General features: G+C 35.9%; 17 protein-coding genes. 16 read left to right on the top strand and 1 reads right to left on the bottom strand.

The features are described 5' to 3' along the window. Positions 1 to 28 precede the first annotated feature (28 nt). The gene (locus DDD_RS06395; RefSeq protein WP_015361977.1) at positions 29 to 3487 is read right to left on the bottom strand and encodes a TraB/GumN family protein; all 3459 of its coding nucleotides are present in this window, start codon (positions 3485 to 3487) and stop codon (positions 29 to 31) included. Positions 3488 to 3722: 235 nt separating this feature from the next. Here DDD_RS06395 and porW point away from each other — a divergent pair, with 235 nt between their 5' ends. From porW to DDD_RS06315, 16 genes are all read left to right on the top strand, one after another. Continuing rightward, positions 3723 to 6341: a type IX secretion system periplasmic lipoprotein PorW/SprE gene (gene porW, locus DDD_RS06390; protein ID WP_015361976.1), complete on the top strand. Its 2619-nt coding sequence runs from the start codon at positions 3723 to 3725 to the stop codon at positions 6339 to 6341. Positions 6342 to 6350: 9 nt separating this feature from the next. After that, on the top strand, positions 6351 to 6752 hold the full coding sequence (locus tag DDD_RS06385) for a bactofilin family protein (protein ID WP_041566989.1): 402 nt from the start codon (positions 6351 to 6353) through the stop codon (positions 6750 to 6752). Between the two features lie 44 nt (positions 6753 to 6796). Then, positions 6797 to 7183, top strand: a complete 387-nt coding sequence (locus DDD_RS06380) for a DUF6168 family protein (protein ID WP_015361974.1) — start codon at positions 6797 to 6799, stop codon at positions 7181 to 7183. 103 nt (positions 7184 to 7286) lie between these two features. After that, on the top strand, positions 7287 to 8489 hold the full coding sequence (gene atpB, locus DDD_RS06375; RefSeq protein ID WP_015361973.1) for a F0F1 ATP synthase subunit A: 1203 nt from the start codon (positions 7287 to 7289) through the stop codon (positions 8487 to 8489). 19 nt (positions 8490 to 8508) lie between these two features. Beyond that, positions 8509 to 8700: an ATP synthase F0 subunit C gene (gene atpE, locus DDD_RS06370; RefSeq protein WP_015361972.1), complete on the top strand. Its 192-nt coding sequence runs from the start codon at positions 8509 to 8511 to the stop codon at positions 8698 to 8700. A 100-nt stretch (positions 8701 to 8800) separates the two neighbouring features. Further along, complete coding sequence (locus DDD_RS06365; protein WP_015361971.1) at positions 8801 to 9298, top strand: F0F1 ATP synthase subunit B; 498 nt, start codon at positions 8801 to 8803, stop codon at positions 9296 to 9298. A 4-nt stretch (positions 9299 to 9302) separates the two neighbouring features. Continuing rightward, positions 9303 to 9839 (top strand): ATP synthase F1 subunit delta, encoded by a 537-nt coding sequence (atpH, locus tag DDD_RS06360; protein ID WP_015361970.1) that lies wholly within the window; start codon positions 9303 to 9305, stop codon positions 9837 to 9839. A 97-nt stretch (positions 9840 to 9936) separates the two neighbouring features. Beyond that, positions 9937 to 11511 carry a F0F1 ATP synthase subunit alpha gene (atpA, locus tag DDD_RS06355; protein WP_015361968.1) on the top strand — a complete coding sequence of 525 codons (1575 nt, stop codon included), beginning with the start codon at positions 9937 to 9939 and terminating at the stop codon, positions 11509 to 11511. 72 nt (positions 11512 to 11583) lie between these two features. Beyond that, positions 11584 to 11919, top strand: a complete 336-nt coding sequence (locus DDD_RS06350; RefSeq protein WP_015361967.1) for a four helix bundle protein — start codon at positions 11584 to 11586, stop codon at positions 11917 to 11919. 45 nt (positions 11920 to 11964) lie between these two features. Then, positions 11965 to 12840: an ATP synthase F1 subunit gamma gene (atpG, locus tag DDD_RS06345; RefSeq protein ID WP_041566988.1), complete on the top strand. Its 876-nt coding sequence runs from the start codon at positions 11965 to 11967 to the stop codon at positions 12838 to 12840. 570 nt (positions 12841 to 13410) lie between these two features. Continuing rightward, positions 13411 to 17622 (top strand): T9SS type A sorting domain-containing protein, encoded by a 4212-nt coding sequence (locus DDD_RS06340; RefSeq protein ID WP_083892381.1) that lies wholly within the window; start codon positions 13411 to 13413, stop codon positions 17620 to 17622. A 124-nt stretch (positions 17623 to 17746) separates the two neighbouring features. After that, positions 17747 to 18592, top strand: coding sequence for an alpha/beta fold hydrolase (locus DDD_RS06335; protein ID WP_041566987.1), 846 nt, complete (start codon positions 17747 to 17749; stop codon positions 18590 to 18592). After that, positions 18589 to 19092 (top strand): RNA polymerase sigma factor, encoded by a 504-nt coding sequence (locus DDD_RS06330; protein WP_015361962.1) that lies wholly within the window; start codon positions 18589 to 18591, stop codon positions 19090 to 19092. Before DDD_RS06335 ends, DDD_RS06330 begins: the two co-directional genes overlap by 4 nt. Further along, positions 19079 to 19642 carry a hypothetical protein gene (locus DDD_RS06325; protein ID WP_015361961.1) on the top strand — a complete coding sequence of 188 codons (564 nt, stop codon included), beginning with the start codon at positions 19079 to 19081 and terminating at the stop codon, positions 19640 to 19642. Before DDD_RS06330 ends, DDD_RS06325 begins: the two co-directional genes overlap by 14 nt. Positions 19643 to 19781: 139 nt before the next feature. Continuing rightward, positions 19782 to 20366 carry a DUF6252 family protein gene (locus DDD_RS06320; protein WP_015361960.1) on the top strand — a complete coding sequence of 195 codons (585 nt, stop codon included), beginning with the start codon at positions 19782 to 19784 and terminating at the stop codon, positions 20364 to 20366. A gap of 7 nt (positions 20367 to 20373) precedes the next feature. Beyond that, positions 20374 to 20901 (top strand): hypothetical protein, encoded by a 528-nt coding sequence (locus DDD_RS06315; protein ID WP_015361959.1) that lies wholly within the window; start codon positions 20374 to 20376, stop codon positions 20899 to 20901. Positions 20902 to 20979: the final 78 nt, after the last annotated feature.

Below are 20979 nucleotides of genomic sequence, written 5' to 3'. Positions count from 1 at the left end.
TGAACTTCTTTACTATTTGTTTCAAAAACTATTTCACTCTCCAGCGGTTTTTGTGTTTAATGTTTTTAATTATTTCTTCAATAGCATCTTCTTTTTCTTTATCGGTGTCATAACGTTTGCCGTTTCCGTAGGACTTCGAGTAAGGCTTTGATTGTAGTGTTTTATCATCTTTTATTTCAAAAGCAGCATAACGTATGTAATCTTGATCTTTGTAGCTATCTTTATTCTTATAGTGATAAAGGTAAAGAGCTACTTTTTCATCTTTATCTGTCGTGATAAGTTTCTCTTCTATAAAGGTGATCTCATCTTCATTTTTATCAAATGATCTAGAGGTCAGCACGATACTTTTAGCCAGTTCTTTTTGAGTAATTTCTGGAGATAGTTTTAAATCATTTTTTGCCGTATGGATAACGATTTCTGATTTTAGAACGATGTCTTCTTCCATTTCTTCCAGCAGTATATCAGGGATAGACTCTTTATTTTTCATGAGTAAAGTAAAGTATACGGCAATAGCATCATTTTTACCACTATCTAAAAGTTTTTCAAAGAAGTCTTGAGCGCTTCTATCCTTACGGAATGGAAATATGAGTTTTACATAATCACTTAAAAGATCATTACTATTATTGTTATAACTTGTTTTTCTCGCACTTAGCGTTCTTTTAATTTCGATCTTTCCGTCGGTGATGATTTGCTTACGGTACTTTTTGTACACTTTTTTCTTTACAAATCCAGAATCTTTAACTTTTGCAAGTAGTTCATAAACAGGAGATTTGTATTCGCTTATGGAAGCATAAGTAAGCAAGTCAGGAAATAATTTTGCAGATAATCGTAAAGAATCACCATAACTATTAAGTGCATTAGAAATTCCAGACTTTTTTAAAGGCAAATCTTTTTCTAACAGATCCAATACTTTTTCATGAGTACTTGTAGTTTTTTTACGAAGCAACTTTCTCAGTATGACCAGCTGCACATCTGGATCGTTATAGGACGATTCATAAAGGCTTGTTATAAAAGGAAGCACTCGGTTATCCTTTAAATCTATCAACTCTTCTAAAGTATATTCTCTCACATCTTTGAGAGAGGCATCATCTGAATCTACAGTGTTTATAAGGTCTATCATTTGAGATATATCCTTAGTTTTAAACTTCACCTTATCATTTGCTTCAAAGACTAGTGTATCTTTTTCTTTTACTCCTTCAAAGAAAAGAGCTGTTTTATCTTCAAATACATCTTTACCTACCATAGTATCCTGAGGAGAAAAACTAGCATAAAATTCTTCAACAAATTTAGACGGTTGTTTTGTGCTATCAATAACCGTTTTGAGATGGTACAACCTGCCTTTATAGTACACATCTTTTGCAAGAATATGCTTGGAACTAAGGCTATCTTTAAATGTTCTATTATAGGTATAAATCGCTCCTTTTTGCTCTTTTTCTTTGTCTTTTGCTCTTAGGTTGCTACGGTACAATTTCATGTCAGACCAGTCATTATCATCCACATGTTCCCATAAATCTTCTGGTTTGTGAAACATTTGAAGGTCATGAAACTTGGTCATTTTTACTTCAATTTGCTCGTTTGATGGAGTGGTATAGAAAGAATACTTTTCTTTCTCTTCATAATCCTTCTGATCATCTCGTGAAAATCTCCTTCTAGACATAGGAGCCTTTACTGGACTTTTAACATTAAAAAACATCGCAGTATCCTGCACCGTTTTAAAATCATCGTATGCAATGGTATTGAACTTTATAGAATTAAAATAGGCGTCAGCTTTTTCTTGATTGTCACCAGTGTAACCCATTAAATAATAACTACCATCCTTTACTATAGACTTGAGTTCTAACTGAGTTTTAAGCACACTATCCATGATTACAGTAGCTCGGTAACTGTAATAAGGTTGTTTTTTTACAGCTCCTTTTTCTATCTCATATTCCAGTTCATTTACAAACTCTTCCACTATAAACTGAGCTTCAAATTTATCTTCCTCTACATACTCTGTGTCAAAAATGGGAGCTTCTTGGAAAAAGTAAAAAGAAGTACCATCAGTTCCTTGTAGTAGAGTTTTACCAGGATTTTCAAGGTTATTTGCTACTGCATGTTCTGGAAATAACATGCTGTATTTATTATAAGGCGCTTTAAAGGTGCTCAACTTTTCACTGTTAGGTAAAAACTCTATGGAGCTAAAAATCTCTTGCTCGTATTGCTTTACAAAATCTAACTTTCCTCCAAATTTGATGATCACTAACTCAAGAGGTGTTTTATAAATATGATATTTTTGATAATCTCTCTTTTTTGTTTTGTTCAAAATAGAATAGCCAGGATATGGTGCGGTCAATTCTATTTTTTCTATAATTTCTCCAGGAATATCTTCAAATAAAATATTATCGACAAAATCCAGATCTATTTTTTTCTTTTCGGTAGGAAGGTAATCTAGCGTGTTAATTCTAGAAATGGTTAAATAAGCACCATTAGTCATTTCGGGAATCATATAGAAAGACTGATTCCCCATGCTAAATTCTCTTAGGTTGTCAAAAGTTTTAAGGGAAAGAAATTGATCAGGTGTACGCTTTCGCGAAAGCGTAGGAGCCACAAAACTCTCGTCTAAATTCTTTTTTTCTTTTTTAGCAAGCTCTGTTTGCTCAGATGTTAGCGCTTTTACGGTGTAACCTTTGTCTTGCAGCATTTGTATCATTCCTTGCTCGCCAGGTAAGTGTGCAGCGCCTACTCCAGCAAATATGGTCTGAGTTTTCATAACAGAGTCCATTACAACCACCATATTCTCATTGCGATCGTACAACATGTTTTTTCTAAAGTACTCCGTATTTGTTGCAGCTCCTATAGAGTCTAGCAAAGAAATATTGCGATCTCTATAGACATTTTCTTGAATCGTGTACCTATTTTCTTTTTCTAGCCGCTCTTCCAGCCATTGATCAATCTCTTTTTTAGATGGGTTTGTAGCTGCTTTTGATGTAAGGTATTGAGATTCATTAAAGTCTTCTAGACTTATGATGGGTTTACCAGCTTTTTTTCCGGCTTGAAAAATAAACATGTCTAGATAGGTCTCTTCTTCAAAATTATCAGAGGCGCCATTTTTACGATATAAATAACCGTTTAATGCCATATCATTCATTCTTATGCTTGAACGTACCATTTGAAGTGGCGGATGTTCTAACTTGAATAAATCTTCATAAAAAGAAGAACGGTAGGATCCAGACATATTCTGAACAGATAAGATTTGCTCGCTATAATATTCGTCCATCCATTGTGTAGGATCACTTTCTAATGCTACTGCATCTACTTTTTTTAACGATTCAAAGAACACATCATCTAACCTAAAGGCAACTTTGCTGCTTACATGCATAGTACCATATAAATAGGAAGGTTCTTCTAAGCCGTTTCCAGTAATTTCCCACAGGAGACTGTTATCTGTTTGTGAATTAGTAAGTTGTAAAAAAAATAGACCAGTTAGTATTGTAAAAAAGTACTTCATATATGAAATTAAGATAGAAAATACATCAAAAACGATGTGTAACAGTTGTGTAAAATAGTTCAAAGATTATTCCTATTCAAATGTTTAACGGTCTGTTATTATTCTATATTGCTAGCTAAATAAGTCATGAGTTACTTATAAGACAGTCTTGAAAATAAAAAATTCTTATTTTTACCAACTTTTACAATATTAATGCGGTATTAAGAGTTATACACTTTAGTCTAAACCCTACTTTTTGAAACAGTTTTTTTATAATATTTCTATCACCTTTTTACTTATAGCAATCCTAACTGGTTGTAGTAGGAAAAAAAACTCTTTTATAAGTCGCAATCTGCATGCCGTAGGTACAGAGTACAATGTCCTTTACAACGGTAACCTTGCATTACAAGCTGGACTTGACGGTCTGGAGCAAACTTATCTAGATAACTACTGGGATATTCTACCAGTGGAGCGCATGCAAATTAAAAAAGAAGTGTTTCTTCCAGGCGAGAAAGCTCCAGATCCTAATTTTGAACGTGCAGAGGAAAAAGCTGTAAAAGCGGTTCAAAAACATTCTATGCTCATCAATGAAACGGAGTATAATCCGCAAATTGATGAGGCTTACATGTTATTAGGTAAGGCCAGATATTACGACCAGCGTTTCATCCCTGCTTTAGAGGCATTTAATTACATCCTTCAATTCATGCCTGAAAGCGACCAGATCAATCAGGCAAAAGTATGGCGTGAGCGCACTAATATGAGACTGGATAATAATGAGACTGCGATTAGAAACTTAACAAAACTCCTCAAAGAAGAGGTAGAGTCCATAGAAACAGAAGATTTATCTATTGCAAATGCAACTTTATCTCAAGCATTTCTTAATCTAGAAGAGGTAGACAGTGCTTTAATTTACATGAATCGTGCAGAAAATCAGACTGAAAATCGTGAAACTCAAGCCAGATACAAATTTATAACGGCACAGCTTTTTGCCAAAACTGGACAAAGAGATAGCGCTTTTGCACATTACGATGAGATTATTGAAATGCATCGTAAAATACCGAGACGTTATTATTTAAATGCTTTTATAGAAAAGATTAAAAACTTTGATCCTGCACTAGATAGTAAAGAAGAGCTGCTTGCTACAATTATTGAGTTAGAAGAAAATCGTGAAAACAGACCATGGCTAGATGCTATTTATTCTCGTAAAGCGATCTATTATGAAAAAGAAGATAGTGTTGAGCTGGCAAAGGATTATTACAATAAATCTTTGAGAGCAAAGGGCGGAAAGGACTTGTATTTAAGGGGTAATAATTATTCTGCTTTAGGAAAAATTAGTTTTGACCAGTCTAAGTTTGTCAATGCAGGTAAGTATTATGATAGTGCTATTGCAAATTATACACCACGCACAAAAGAACACCGTCTGGTGAGTAAAAAGAGAAATAATCTTGAAGATGTGATTTTTTATGAAGGGCATCGCCGTAGCGCCGATAGTATTTTTAAAGTTCTTGCCATGTCTCCTAAACAACAAGAGCAATACTATCAAGATTATATAGATAGCCTTAAGGCCGAAGAGGAGCGCATCGCAGAAGAAGCAGAGATTGAAGCAGCAAAAGCCGCTCAAGATCAAACGGCGTTTTCAAAAATCAATAACAATAAAGTTACTAGACGTGGTAAAACGGGACCTTCTTTTGGCGCGCCAGGATCAAATGTGCGTACTGGTGGCTCTACCAGCGCAAGTACCTTCTACTTTTTTAATCAGCAAACAGTTGCTCGTGGCAAGATAGATTTTAGAAAAAAATGGGGTAAAAGAGATCTTAAAGACAACTGGAGGCGCAAGGATAAAAAGGAAGAACTAGAAACGGCAACTGTCACTGAAGATGTGGTGGAAGAGGTAGAGGTACGTCCAGAATTTACTACAGAGTTTTATACTAGCACATTACCAGAAGGTAAGTTCGTATTAGACAGTATCGCTAAGTCTAGAAATTTTGCTTACTATCAACTTGGTGTTATTTATAAAGAAAAGTTTAAACGCAACGATCTGGCAATTAATCGATTTGATACGTTATTGACTCACAACCCAGCCGAAAAACTTTTGTTGCCAGCTTTATATAACTTGTATCTAATTTATAAAGAGAATAGTGATAGTGACGCTTTCGCGAAAGCGGAACAATTAAAAAACAGAATCATTAGTGAATATCCGGACACGCGTTATGCGCAAATCTTGAGAAATCCTAATTCAAAATTAGACGATAGCGCAAGTCCGCTGGCTGTTTATAACAGACTTTACAAAGAGTATGAGAAAGAAAATTACGACCTCGTAATTACGAGTGCCGAAAAATATTCAAATCAGTTTAGCGGTGATGCTATTGTACCTAGATTAGAATTATTGAAAGCCTTTGCTGCAGGAAGATTGTATGGTTTTAAAGAATATAAGAAAGGCATCGATTACGTCGCTTTAAACTTTCCAAATACAGAAGTAGGTAAAAGCGCTCAAAAATTAGTAACGGATGCTGAAGCACTTAAGATTCCAGAAGTGTTCTTGCCAGAAAACGGCCTTACAGATTATAAATTGGTTTACAGGTTCAATAATTCTGAGACGGCTGCGATGGATGATTTAGTAGGTAACCTAAATGAGGCTATTAAAAAAGAGAACTTTTCTTTTAATGTCTCAAACGATGTTTACAATAAAAATGAAAGGCTCGTAGTGGTTCATGGACTAAGCTCTAAGTTAGGTGCTCAAGGTCTAGGTGATTTGATGGCAGCACCAGAGCACAATTTCAAGGTTTCAAGACCTTTTATAGCAATTGCTGCAGAGAATTATAAAATTATACAAGTACATAAGAACCTAGATAAGTACGAGAAAGAAATGCTTTAAAGCGCTCCTATGTTTAACGATAAAAAGAAAAGTAAGTCAATTATGGAATCAGGTAAATCACAAAATAGGATAAGCCATGGAACCGTTATTACTGGTGATATAGAAAGTAATGGAGGTTTTAGAATAGACGGTACCATAAATGGAACACTTAAAACAGCCGCAAAAGTTGTTATAGGTAAAGAAGGCACACTAGAAGGTACTTTAGAATGCAATAATGCCGATGTTGAAGGTGAAGTTTCAGGTAAATTAATTGTGGAAGGTTTATTGACTCTTAAATCTACTGCAAAAATTAATGGCGAGGTCATTACACAAAAACTAGCAGTTGATCCTGGTGCAACATTTAATGCTACTTGTAAAATGGAATCTGGTGTGAAATCCTTAAGCACAGGTAAAAAAGGTAAAACGGCTTAATAGCTAGATTTAGGTCTTTTTAAATATTCACCTTTACTTATTATATGAACTTTTACCTTAAAGCTTTTGTACTTATTCTGGCCATGTCACTTCTAAGTTTTGGAATTCACACTTTTGCTGAGCAATCGCCTGCTTTTAATTTAATAAAACTATACAGCTTTCTAGGAGTAGCCACGTTATTATCAGTTTGCGCGATGTACTATTTGTATGACTTAGTACCTAATCAATTGGGATACGCCTTTCTTGTAACGGTGTTTGTTAAATTTGGTGTAGCGCTCATTTTATTTCCACAATTATTGAGTGATGAGCCTTCCTTGAGTAAAACACAAATCCTTTCTTTTCTTATTCCGTATTTTATCTTTTTAGCGGTTGAGGCATTTATGGTTATCAAGTGGCTCAATGATACTCCTTTAGAAGCTCCAAAGGATTAAAATTACCTCAAAAAAAAATACAAGAAAAAGGCTGTTTTTTAGATTCTTTTTTGTCGTACATTTGCACGCGAATTAAAGAACCTAACTTTTTAAGGTGTATTACATGTTTAAAGCTTATTTAAAGACAGCGTTTTTTGCTTTGGTTTTTACAGCATTTGCAACAGCAACTGCTCAAGAACAAGCAAACGATCATTCAAATCATAGTACAACAGGTGTAGATGATGCTCATTATGGAGAAGGAGATGCTGTTAATACAAAAGATGAGGTTGCTGCTTTTATAGACCATCACTTACAAGATTCACATTATTTCACGCTTTTTGAAAAGGCAGAAGATCACTTTTTTGTTAGTTTGCCGTTACCAGTTTTACTTTGGGATGACGGTGTGCAAATGTTTATGGCTTCAAAGTTTCATCATGATGAAACTATTGCTGAGCATAATGGTAATTATTATAAAATGTATCATGGTAAAATCTATAAGACAGATGCCGCTGGTACTATCACATTAGATGACCATGATCACCCTACACAAACAAAGCCTTTTGATTTTTCTATTACTAAAAACGTGGTAGTAGCATTACTAGTTGGACTTATAATGTTTTTGTTATTTAGAAGTCTAGCTAAACAATATAAAACTCGTTCTATTCCTAAAGGTATAGGTCGTGTCCTTGAGCCATTAGTAATTTACGTAAGAGATGAGATTGCAAAGCCTAATGTAGGTGAAAAGAAGTACCGCAAATTCATGGGCTTCCTTTTAACTGTATTCTTTTTTATCTGGATTGCAAACCTTTTAGGATTAACACCACTAGGTACTAACCTTACAGGTAACATTGCAGTTACGGTAGGTCTTGCTTTACTTACTTATTTGATCACAACATTTAGTGCTAATAAAGATTACTGGAAACACATATTCTGGATGCCAGGTGTGCACCCAATAATGAAGATTTTCTTTATCCCTATTGAATTATTAGGAACATTAACTAAGCCATTTGCATTGTTAGTTCGTTTATACGCAAACATTACAGCTGGTCACGTGGTATTATTTACTTTATTAGGAGCCATTACTGTAGCAAAAACCGATATGGATGTTGCGACAGGTGCAAGTATAGGTTATGGAATATTCTATTTTATTTTAGCATGTTTCATCACATTGATTGAATTATTAGTAGCATTTCTACAAGCATATATATTTACCCTTCTATCAGCACTATTCATAGGAATGGCTGTTGCAGATCATGATCACCATCATGAAGAGGAGCCGGAAGATGTAGAGGCAGATGTAGAAGATGTTAGAGAACGTTTTGTTTAATTTTTAAATTAGTTTTTTTATGGAAATCCCAACTATTGTAGGTGCAGGACTTATTGCAATCGGAGCTGGTATCGGTCTAGGACAGATCGGTGGTAAAGCAATGGAAGCAATCGCTAGACAGCCAGAGGCTGCTGGTAAAATCCAAACAGCGATGATTATCATCGCAGCACTTCTTGAAGGTTTTGCTTTTGCTGCGCTTCTTTTAGGATAAGCACAGTAAAACAACCACATAAATCACTTACCTATAACGGTTGGTTATAGGTAGTGATTTATAAAATTAAAGATTAAAACATTTACATTACATATAGATCATGGATCAATTAATTAATGATTTTTCGCTAGGCCTTTTCTTTTGGCAACTTGTTATTTTTGTAGGATTGATTTTCCTTATGGCAAAGTTTGCTTGGAAACCTATCTTAAGTAGTTTAGATAATCGTGAACAAGGAATTGCTGATGCTCTTGCTTCTGCAGAGAATGCAAAAGTAGAAATGGCTAAACTTGAAGCGTCTAATCAAGCTGCTGCTCAAGAGGCTCGCGCTCAAAGAGACGAGATGATTAAAGAAGCACGTGAGATCAAAGAAAAAATGATCGCAGATGCTGCTGGTCAAGCACAAGAAAAAGCAGACAAAATTATTGCTCAAGCACAGGATGCAATCGCTTCTGAAAAGAAAGCAGCTCTTGCTGATATTAAATCACAAGTAGCAAACCTTTCCGTTGATATTGCAGAGAAAGTAACTCGCAAAGAGCTTTCAGAAAAAGATGCTCAGCACAAACTTATTGAGCAATTACTAGCCGAAGCAAATATTTAATATTATGAAATTATCAAGAGCCTCTTCTCGTTATGCAAAAGCTATTCTTTCTCTAGCAATAGATGAGAATAAAGCGCTTGCGGTTAATGAGGATATGAAAAACATCCTTGTGACGATTTCTAATAATAAAGAATTGCGTAATTTTCTTTCAAGCCCACTTGTTAAGGAGGAGCAAAAAAGAGGTGGTTTGCGTCAAATTTTCAAAGATGCAGGTGATGTAACGATGAAAACATTTGATTTGTTAGTAGATAATAAGCGTACTGATATCCTATTAGATGTTGCAACGAGCTATATCGTTCTTTTTGAAGATATGAATAAACGCGAGATTGCGACAGTAACTACTGCGGTTGCCATCTCGGCAGATCTTGAGATGAAAGTCTTAGCTAGAGCAAAGGAGCTAGCAGGTAAAGAAGTAACATTAGAGAAAATCGTTGACCCAAGTATTTTAGGAGGTTTTGTTCTTAGAGTAGGTGACAAAGAGATAAACGCTAGTGTAAACAATAAATTAGGTGAGCTTAAAAGAACATTTGCTAGTAATTAGTAATTAATTTTTAAGTGTTCCGCTTTCGCGAAAGCGGTGTAATTATAAACAATACGATCTATAAAAAGATCATTGAAACAAGTATAAAAATAAGAACATGGCAGAAGTAAATCCAGCAGAAGTATCTGCAATACTTAAGCAACAATTATCAGGTTTTGATGCAACCGCATCTCTTGATGAAGTGGGAACCGTACTTACCGTAGGTGATGGTATCGCACGTGTTTACGGTCTTTCTAACGCACAATATGGAGAACTAGTTTCTTTTGAAAGCGGTCTAGAAGGAATCGTTCTTAACCTTGAAGAAGATAACGTAGGTGTTGTACTTCTAGGTAAATCTACTCAGATCAAAGAAGGTGATACTGTAAAGCGTACTGAGCGTATTGCTTCCCTTAAAGTAGGAGAAGGAATTGTAGGTCGTGTAGTTAACACACTTGGTGAGCCTATAGATGGTAAAGGCGCTATTGAAGGTGATCTTTACGAGATGCCATTAGAGCGTAAAGCTCCTGGAGTAATCTATCGTGAGCCGGTAACTGAGCCTATGCAAACTGGTATCAAGTCCATTGACGCGATGATTCCTGTAGGTCGTGGACAGCGTGAGCTTGTAATCGGTGACCGTCAGACTGGTAAATCTACCGTTTGTATTGATACTATTATCAATCAAAAAGAATTCTACGATGCTGGTGAGCCAGTTTATTGTATATATGTTGCGATAGGGCAAAAGGCCTCAAACGTAGCTTTAATATCTAAAGTACTTGAAGAAGCTGGAGCACTTGCTTATACTACGATTGTAGCGGCAAACGCATCAGATCCTGCTCCTATGCAAGTATATGCACCATTTGCTGGTGCAGCGATAGGTGAGTACTTCCGTGATACTGGTCGTCCGGCACTTATTATTTATGATGATTTATCTAAGCAAGCAGTTGCTTATCGTGAAGTATCTCTTTTATTACGTCGTCCACCAGGACGTGAGGCGTATCCTGGAGATGTATTCTTCTTACACTCAAGATTACTAGAGCGTGCAGCAAAAGTTATTAATAATGACGAGATCGCTGCAACAATGAACGATTTACCAGATAGTTTAAAGCCTATCGTTAAAGGTGGTGGTTCTTTAACTGCTCTTCCTATTATTGAGACACAAGCTGGTGATGTATCTGCATATATCCCTACAAACGTGATCTCGATTACAGATGGACAGATCTTCCTTGATGGAGATTTATTTAACTCTGGTGTACGTCCAGCAATTAACGTAGGTATCTCAGTATCTCGTGTAGGTGGTAATGCGCAGATTAAGTCTATGAAAAAGGTATCTGGTACTTTAAAATTAGATCAAGCGGCTTATCGTGAATTAGAAGCATTTGCAAAATTTGGTTCTGACCTAGATGCAGCTACTTTAAGCGTTATTGAGAAAGGAAAAAGAAACGTTGAAATCCTTAAACAAGGACAAAACAACCCTTATCCAGTAGAAAATCAAATTGCAATTATCTACGCAGGTTCTAAAAACTTGTTGAGAAATGTGCCTATAGAGAAAGTAAAAGAATTTGAAAGAGATTACATTGAGCTTCTTAATGCAAAGCATAGAGGTATCATGGATACTCTTAAAGCTGGAAAGCTTACTGATGAAGTAATAGATACTCTTACTGCAGTGGCAAAGGATCTTTCTAGCCGTTACTAATAAAGTTATGAGTTCAGAGTTATGAGTTTCTAGTTAAGACTTATGACTTCAGACTTATGAATTGTTCGTTAGATGGGACTAGATGATAGCATAATAAGAAAAAGGACTTTTGAATTTGCTCGTGCCATAGTTAGGTTTACAACAGTTTTAAAAGGAGAAAGACATTATGAAATCGCTAGACAACTACTTAAAAGTGGTACATCTATAGGTGCTAATGTAAGAGAAGCACAACGTGGAGTAAGTACAAAGGATTTTAAAAATAAACTTGGAATCTCGCTTAAAGAAGCTGATGAAACCGAGTATTGGTTACAAATAATAGACTTAGAGATTAAAAAAGTTCCAGAAGAACTCTTAAAGGAAGTAGATGAAATAATGAGAATGCTGGTTACCATAATCAAAAACTCATAACTTAAAACTTCTGAAGTCATAAGTCATAAGTCATAAGTAAATAGAATGGCCAATTTAAAGGAAATAAGAAACAGAATATCGTCAGTATCATCTACAATGCAGATTACTTCTGCAATGAAAATGGTGAGCGCGGCAAAGTTGAAAAAAGCACAAGATGCTATTACAGCTATGCGACCTTATTCTGATAAATTAACTGAGATTCTTCAAAGTCTTAGTGCAACAATGGAAGGTGATGCAGGTAGTAAATTTGCTGAACAGCGTGAGGTGAATAAAGCACTCGTTGTGGCAATTACCTCAAATAGAGGTCTTGCAGGAGCATTTAATTCAAATATTATCAAAGAATTGGTTCGTTTGAATCAAGAAGAGCTTAAAGGAGTTGCTGTTTCTTATATGACTATAGGTAAAAAAGCAAATGATTTTGTGAGTAAAGACTCCGAGGTCCAGTCTAATAAAAGCGATCTTTTTGAGAACATTTCCTACGACAATGTTGCAGTTATTGCTGAGGAGTTGATGGAATTGTTTATTACAGAGCAATTTGATAAGATAGTAATTGTGTACAATAGCTTTAAGAACGCTGCTACACAAATTGTGATGACTGAAGACTTTTTACCTCTGAAGGCAGTTGCTAAAGATGAAAATGCATTACAAGAGCAAAAGGAACTGGATTACATATTTGAGCCTTCTAAAGAAGAAATCATCGAGCAGCTTATTCCTAAGTCATTAAAAATGCAATTGTACAAAGGCGTGCGCGATTCATGGGCTAGTGAGCACGGTGCACGTATGACTGCTATGCATAAAGCAACTGACAACGCTACTGAATTAAGAGATCAATTGAAACTTACTTATAACAAAGCACGTCAAGCTGCCATTACAAACGAGATTCTTGAGATCGTAGGTGGAGCAGAAGCTTTGAATAACTAACCGACCATTTCCGCGCAGGCGGAAATCTTTTTGAAATTATCGCATTACATATAAATCCCTTTCAGTAATACTGGAAGGGATTTTTGTTTTGCATAGTAATGATCTTGATCAAGTATTCATGTTGCTCTACAAATTATATAGCTGAATAATTATTACTACTTATGCATAATAGAGAAATTTGAAAAATTCGATTTGATTGCAACAAGATTAATGAAACTTTTAAAAGCAATGCGTTAATAAACATAATAGATTCATTGTTTAAACTGTTTTATTCATTCTCGTAATGATTTGGTAGTATTCTTTAAATCAATCAATGCTATTTATTAAAAAAGTTAGTTCTAATCTTATCCTTTAATATTACCAACATATATACTGTTTGTCAGATAGGATAGGATATCTTTTTAAGATCTGATTATTATCTATTTGGAAGTCATTGTTGCAACAATAACTTTTGAGCAGAATTGTCGTAATTAATTGCACTAGCAAATATTTATTAATTTCAAATTAATTTGTAAATTTAGATGGAACTATTGTCTTTATAATTTTACAAACCTCACTAAATACTTAAATATGAAACGATGTTTACTATTTATGAACGCCACACTAGTAATGGCTTTCAGCTTTTTTATATTTCCAATTCAACAAATGGAGGCGTTTTCAAATAATTTAGGGGAGCTAGAGATCTCGAATTTTCATGAAGATAAAGACCACTTAATAGAGGAAATTGTGAGCGAAGTTTTATTCTCCAGCAATAGTAAAACAAGTCATTCAAAACTTGCCATAGATTGTCCAGAAACAAATCCTAATGCAGTTGTAATGCCTGCTTCTGTAATTAATGTCACATCTACAGCAACGGATGGGGATTATTTTCAAGGACAGATAATTACTTTGGTTGTCGAGTTTACTGCTCCTGTAAATGTTTTTATTCACCCAGTTTTGCAAGAAGCACCATTGTTACATATAGAAACTGGTACTGTAGATACCTTTGTTGAATATAGCAGTGGTTCTGGAACTAGCACTTTAAATTTCAATTATCTTATACAACCTAGTCACAGGAGCTCAGACTTGGATTATACTTCGACCGGCGCTTTAGTCATAAATAGTGCTTTTATTAATGATGGTGGTGGGAACCCAGCAAATTTAACGTTACCTGCGCCAGGTGCTCTTGCAAGTTTAGGGGCAAATAAAGACCTTACAATTAATCAGGTACCGACACCTACTTATGCATTTGATAATTATGTGTTCACTACTGGCAACGGGCAAGTGGCTACATTAATCGGTTTGATCAATACAGAACCTAGTGGTACCATTACATTATACGATGCTCTCACCGGAGGTAATGTAATATCTGCTAGTTTAGTGAGTGGAACAACTGTTTATGCCTCACAAACCATTCAGTCAGTGGCAAGCACAAATCGGCTTGCTATTTCAGTCCAGCAAATATCAGAAGCTATACAAACATTGCCAGCATTGTCAACTGTTGCAAATCTTCTTACCACGCCCACTTCAGGTCATCAAGTCAACTGGTACAATGTAGCTTCAGGTGGCACCTCGCTGATGTTAACCGATGTGTTGTCCACAGGCTCCTATTTTGTAGAACAAGAGTTTACAGGAACCATGGGAACTGAAACGAGCAATCGAGCATTGGTAAATGTCACTGCTGAGGTTGCAGCACCTACTTATGAGTTTGACAATTACATATTTACATCTGGAAATAACCAGATATCAGGACTCATTAATTTACTTAGTGGTGAGCCTGGCGCAACTTTTAAATTTTATGACAATGCTACCGGAGGTAACGAAATCACCACCACATTTACCACAGGCACTACTGTTTTTGCGGCTCAGGTCTCTAATGGTGTTGAAAGTACAGACCGCTTAGCAATACCAGTAAATGAAATAGCAAATGCAAACCAAATCGCTGCGCACGGAGATACGGTGGTTGATTTAATAGCTACACCTACAGCAGGTGCAACTGCAACTTGGTACGATATGACATCTGGTGGTACAGCATTACCTGATACAGATCTTTTAACTTCTGGAACTTACTATGTGCAGCAAGGTACCACAACTACTTCTTCGGTTATTGCTGCCGTTCCTCAAAACATTCAAGGTCTTGCTGAAGACAATCAAGGTAACTTTATAGTGCCTTGTTGGGATTTAGGGGCTGAAGTATATCGTGTAGATGCACTTGGGAATACAACATTGTTATTTATTGATGACGACGTAGATTATGTAGGTTTTAATGACGCAGCTGTTGATGCTGCTGGTTTTATCTATATGCCAACTAGAGAATCCGGAGTTTTAAGGATTGATTCTAACGGAATGAACGAAATAGTCCTTGGTTCCCAAAATTTCTTTGGTTTAGGAATTGCAATTGATGGTAATGGAGACTTTATAATTGCTGACACATTCAATTCTTCAATAATAAAGATGGCTCCAAACGGCACAGTAACAGCTACGTTAGCCACGCTTCCCTACAATCCACGAAGAGTTGCTGTCGCTCCCGATGGTGATATTTTTATTACCTCGCAAGACATGAATATCCTTCAAAAAATGGATCCTCAGGGCAACAACCTTGTGGACATTGCCTTGATCCCTGCACGAAATATTGAATTTGATAACTCAGGCCAGTTGCTATATAGCGCTGGAGCCTCAATTGGTATTATGAACCCAGATGGGACCAATAATAGAACGCTCATTAATGAAGTTGCAAGGGACATTACAGTAACCGACAATGGTGAGATATACTTTGTTAATGATTCTCAATTGAAAAAATTAAACCTGGGCTCAACGAGCAATAGAGTGGCAGTACAAGTCACTATACCACAAAATTTTGTTTATGAGAACAGTACGTGGACACCTAATGATCCTACTGACTCTGTTAATCCATCTGGATCAGGTGATACGGTCATCATAAGAGAAAATGTGGCGGTGAATGGAAGTTTTAGCGCATATGATCTGACCGTTGAAAATAATGCGACATTGAGCTTGACCGCTGGTAGCCAAATTGAGATATATAATAACTGTGACCTTGATTTAGACGCAAGTGATGCAAAGATTATAGCGATCGGACAAATCCCTGCAAATAGCTGGAACCTTGATGGTACATTAGGTACATTTCAACCTGAAAATGCCGGGATTAATTTAAACGGTACACTTAACATTACCAAGGCCATCACTAATGACGATAATGTGAGCAGCTCCACGCTCGACCTTACCAATGCTGACCTGACCTTTAAAAGTGATGTTAGTGGTACCGCAGTTATAGAAGGTGGGCAGATTGTCATTCAGGGCGATGTAACCGTAGAGCGATATTATCAAAACCGCAGGGCTTATAGATTCCTAAGTATTCCAGTAACCACTTCTACGACCATATTCGACAATCTACAACAAGGTGGATTGAATCCAGGTGATGCAGGCTTTGAAAGTGGTTATGGTACTCATATAACTGGACCAAGTGCGCCAGCAAATGGTTTTGATCCAACTGCCACTAACAACCTTTCTATGTTTAGTTGGTCAAATCTAAATCAAATGTGGACTTCCCAATCCTCTACTAACTTATCTGCAGATGTATTGACTGCAGGAGATTATTTTAGGTTAATGATAAGAGGTGATAGAACAATAGATCTTAGTAGTAATGCCAGCTCATCTTCTACAACTTTGCGCATGAAAGGAGCCTTGCTCAATTCTGATTTCACTTTACCTACTGTAGCTGCTAATAGTGGTGAGTACACTATTGTGACAAATCCCTACCAGAGTAATCTCGATATAGCAAGTGAACTTAATGCTTTGTTCAACGCAACCAGTACTGATTTAACGGCTTTAAATCCTGACTTTTATTATATATGGGACCCTATGGGAAACAGCCGTGGCTCATACAGAACTTATAGTAGGTCGCTCAATACTCTTATTGGTGCTAGTGTTGCTGGAAGCGATTATGTTCCAGGAATTATAAAGCCAGGTCAAGCAGTATTCTTAGTTGCATCTGGAGTTACAAATGGTAACGCTATCTTAAGAAGGGATTCTAACACAGCTCTACGACCTTCTGGCCCTTCAATAGTCAGTAATTCCAGTTTAGGAAATATCGACCTACAATTATACGAACAGAATGCATACAACCATGGGCAGGAATCTCTCGACGGACTTTTAGTAAGTTTTGATCAAAACGGTGATAATTCCACAACAACAGCAGATGCAAAAAAGCTATACAACTTAGATGAAAATATAGCGAGAAATAAAGCAGGAGAAAGATTTATCGTAGAACAACGTGCATTACCAACTAATAATGAGGAGCTTGAACTCTTTATTAATAACTTCAGGCATAGCAACTATACCATTGTGGTAAGGCCAACAGATTTAAACGGTGTAATGGCCTATTTGCAAGATAATTATACTAATACACTTACTGCTTTAGATAGCAATCAATCAACCACTTATCAATTTTCTGTAGATAGCAACTCGACTAGTACGGCCAGCGACCGTTTCAAACTTGTGTTTAGAAACAGTACTTTGAGTGTAGGTGATGATCTCGCTTTCGCGAAAGCGATACAGCTTTACCCTAATCCAGTTATAGGAGATAAAATTTATATCGATCTAGGTGGTAGAATAGGTGAAAAAACAATTGTATTATCAAATCTACAAGGTCAAAAAATAAATCAATTTACTACCTTGGAGTCTGGAGAGTTAGAACTTGATATGAGCGACTTGTCAAAGGCTTTATATCTTATTACCGTTCTTCATGATGGCGAAGAAACAACTTTGAAACTTCTAGTAAATTAAAAAATAAGAACAACCTTTATTGAAAAGCCCAGCTAGAAATAGTTGGGTTTTATATTTATTGCGATTTCTCATGTAACATTTTAATGCTTTTGTATCTAAAGGATAAATCATTAAAATAAAAAACATGAAAACTACCCTTCAATTTACATTGTTTCTCTTCTTATTTGTTCAGTTACAATTGCATGCACAGAGTAAAAGTATAAGCACTTCAGTAATGGGATATGGTGATCCTGTATTATTTCTTCCTGGATTTGCCAGCGATGCATCTGTATGGGAAACGACTATTGAAAAATTCTCCTCTACAAATCAATGCCACACAATTGATTATGCTGGATTTGGAAAAGTAGCTCCTATAGAATTCCCTTGGTTGCCAACTATTCTAGAGGACCTTAAGACGTATATAAAAACCTTAGATAATCCCAATCTTGTTATTGTAGGTCACAGCATGGGCGGCACAATAGCTACATGGCTCGCAGCGCAACCAGATCTTAAGATAAAAGAGATAGTGGTAATAGATGGATTACCATGTACTGGAGCGCTCATGATGCCCGATTTTTCACCAGATAATCTCGCCTATGAAAGTCCTTATAATAATCAATTATTAAAAATGGACGATAAAGCTTTTGAACAAATGGCAGCTGGAATGGCTTCAGGGATGGCAACTAATACTGATCATCAAAAACAAATTAAAGATCATATTCTCAAAACAGATCGTAAAACCTACGTCTACGGTTATACGGATTATTTGAAATTAGACGTGAGACCATTTTTATCTCAAATAAAAGTACCAGTAATTATTCTAGGCGCAGGGAAACCTTATGGAAAAGAAATGGCACAGCAAACCTATGAAAAACAATACGCTCAGCTCCCAGACTATAAGTTATTGATTAATGAAAACTCAAAACATTTTATTATGATGGACGCTCCATCATGGTTAGAGCAACAGCTTATTCCTATTTTAGTCAAATGAAAAAAGGTATAAGTAAGGAATTTGAAATCCTTTACCGGCAACATTATCAAAAGGTACTGCGATTGTGCTTAGGTTACGTATCAGGAGATAAAGATCTCGCTCAAGACTTATTGCAAGAATCGTTTCTCAAAGTCTGGGAACATTGGGATAGCTTTAGAGGAACATCTAATAGATCCACATGGTTGTATCGCATTACTGTAAATACTTGTTTACAAGAATTAAGAATGCATAAAAAATATAAAAAAGCGCCTGAGGAAACCTTGAAAAATTATGAGGCTAGAGAAGAAACCAGCGTAAAAAAAGAAAAGCAGTTTTCTCAACTTTACGCTTGTATGAGTAAGCTCAATAAAGAAAACCAAACGATTCTTTTGTTAGAATTAGAGCAAATCCCACAAGAAGAAATCGCCCAAATCATAGGCATTAAACACAATGCCCTAAGGACAAGGCTCAATCGTATCAAATCAACATTAACTAAATGTGTTAATAATGAAAACATTTGAAGAATTACAAAATGCATGGAATAGCAATGATCTAGAAATAGACGAAAGCTTCTTGAATCAACTTTCAGGCACTATAAAGAAAATAAATGCTAAAAAGCGCATTACCATGCTAGTTTTAGGAATCACAGCTATCATTCTGCTCATTTATCTATTTTGGATAGGAAAGGATGCGCCATTGCTCTTTATTGCAGGTCTAGGAATAATGATCACTTCATTATTCATTAGAATCGTTTTAGAGCAGCTATCGATTCATAAATTATCAAAGATTCCCAAGGATCATTCTTTTTATACACATCAAGACCGCTTGAAGTCTTATTATACATCTAGGTTGGTGTTACATCAGTGGATCACACCAATTATACTCATAGCTTACTGGATAGGTTTTGTAATGTTATTACCTGCATTAAGGGAGAATTTAAGCATATTTTGGTTCAATTATGTTTGGATCTCAAGTATTCCTATTGCAATTGTAATGGTGCTTTTTATAGCGTACCATATTAAAAAAGAACGTAAAACGCTAGAACAACTGCAGGAAGAAATCAGCAACTAAAAGTTTATTACTAATAAAAGTATTTGTTTTGATCTCGCTTTCGGGAAAGAGTAGAACTTTATAAACCTTTGTTAATTGTCATTAAAGAAATAGTAAAAGAAAATCATCTCACTAGATTTAGAGAATCAAAGCAATGATTATGAAATACTTATTTGATTACCTGTCATTCCGTGCAAGTGAGGCACGAGCGAGATACGGAATCTCCTTGATCTTAATCGCAATCTTGTTTAGTATATCTTCCTGCGATAGCGACGACGACAATCCACAAGACCCAGTTTCTCAATTACCACCTGAGACTATGACTGGCGCAAACACCTTTGGCGCACTGCTGGATGGTGAGCCTTTTATTCCTAGTGGTGGTACTAATCCACTGGACTGTGTCTATCAGCTGATTAATGGAGAACGGTTCTTTAATTTGCAAGGAAACAAGAGAAATGAAAATTTTAATTTGATAAGGCTCTCACTCTCTACAAACGCTAAAGAATTAGAAGAAGGCGAGGCTTATCAACTTATCGATAATTCAGTAGGTAATGCCTTTGCTAGATATAGTTTTAGTACAAATGCGACCTTTACAAATCAATCCAGTTCAGGAGTGCTTAGAATTACTAAGCTTGATTTGAATGCTCAAATCGTCTCAGGAACGTTTTCATTTGATATTATTGACTTTGAGGGCAATCTAAGAGAAATACGCAACGGTCGCTTTGATATGCGGTTTACTCAATAAGAAAATTATGAAAAATATAATCCTACTGATTTCAATTATCGTTTTTTTAAATTCCTGCGATAGCGACGATAACGATTGTCAAGGAATAGACTGCCTACCACCTATAACACAAACAGGCGCCGGTACTTTTGGCTGCCTAGTTAATGGAGAGCCTTTTGTAGATAATAGTGGTAGTTTTAACTGTTTTTATCAGTTGGTGGATGGAGAGTATTTTTTTAACATATGTGGGCTGGATGAAACCGGTATCGTATCCGATATATGCTTGCGTACTAACCAAAAAGAAATAGGGATTAATCAATATCTTGATATCGAGTCAAACGACGTAGGAAATTTTTTTGCAAGTATAGCTGTTGATGATGATGGTTTGCGTTTTTTTGATTCAAGTTCAAGCACCACAGGTGCAATCACCATTACTGAATTTATCGCAAACTCAAATGTTGTATCAGCAACATTCGAATTTTCCGTAATAGATCCTAATACTGGAACTCTCTACAATATTACTAACGGTCGCTTTGATGCCATTTTTACTCAATAAAAACAAAAGCGTTAACATTGCGTACCTCGATTACACTCTGTAAGCACAACAAGGCTCTTCATCAAACTAAAATTAAAT

The organism is Nonlabens dokdonensis DSW-6 (assembly GCF_000332115.1).
Taxonomy (GTDB): domain Bacteria; phylum Bacteroidota; class Bacteroidia; order Flavobacteriales; family Flavobacteriaceae; genus Nonlabens; species Nonlabens dokdonensis.
This window is presented reverse-complemented; position numbering and strand designations above follow the sequence as displayed.

Coding starts and splice junctions, on each gene's coding strand:
- DDD_RS06395 (WP_015361977.1), bottom strand. CDS start 3,487: ATGAAGTACTTTTTTACAATACTAACTGGTCTATTTTTTTTACAACTT.
- DDD_RS06385 (WP_041566989.1), top strand. CDS start 6,351: ATGTTTAACGATAAAAAGAAAAGTAAGTCAATTATGGAATCAGGTAAA.
- DDD_RS06380 (WP_015361974.1), top strand. CDS start 6,797: ATGAACTTTTACCTTAAAGCTTTTGTACTTATTCTGGCCATGTCACTT.
- atpB (WP_015361973.1), top strand. CDS start 7,287: ATGTTTAAAGCTTATTTAAAGACAGCGTTTTTTGCTTTGGTTTTTACA.
- atpE (WP_015361972.1), top strand. CDS start 8,509: ATGGAAATCCCAACTATTGTAGGTGCAGGACTTATTGCAATCGGAGCT.
- DDD_RS06365 (WP_015361971.1), top strand. CDS start 8,801: ATGGATCAATTAATTAATGATTTTTCGCTAGGCCTTTTCTTTTGGCAA.
- atpH (WP_015361970.1), top strand. CDS start 9,303: ATGAAATTATCAAGAGCCTCTTCTCGTTATGCAAAAGCTATTCTTTCT.
- atpA (WP_015361968.1), top strand. CDS start 9,937: ATGGCAGAAGTAAATCCAGCAGAAGTATCTGCAATACTTAAGCAACAA.
- DDD_RS06350 (WP_015361967.1), top strand. CDS start 11,584: ATGGGACTAGATGATAGCATAATAAGAAAAAGGACTTTTGAATTTGCT.
- atpG (WP_041566988.1), top strand. CDS start 11,965: ATGGCCAATTTAAAGGAAATAAGAAACAGAATATCGTCAGTATCATCT.
- DDD_RS06340 (WP_083892381.1), top strand. CDS start 13,411: ATGAAACGATGTTTACTATTTATGAACGCCACACTAGTAATGGCTTTC.
- DDD_RS06335 (WP_041566987.1), top strand. CDS start 17,747: ATGAAAACTACCCTTCAATTTACATTGTTTCTCTTCTTATTTGTTCAG.
- DDD_RS06330 (WP_015361962.1), top strand. CDS start 18,589: ATGAAAAAAGGTATAAGTAAGGAATTTGAAATCCTTTACCGGCAACAT.
- DDD_RS06325 (WP_015361961.1), top strand. CDS start 19,079: ATGAAAACATTTGAAGAATTACAAAATGCATGGAATAGCAATGATCTA.
- DDD_RS06320 (WP_015361960.1), top strand. CDS start 19,782: ATGAAATACTTATTTGATTACCTGTCATTCCGTGCAAGTGAGGCACGA.
- DDD_RS06315 (WP_015361959.1), top strand. CDS start 20,374: ATGAAAAATATAATCCTACTGATTTCAATTATCGTTTTTTTAAATTCC.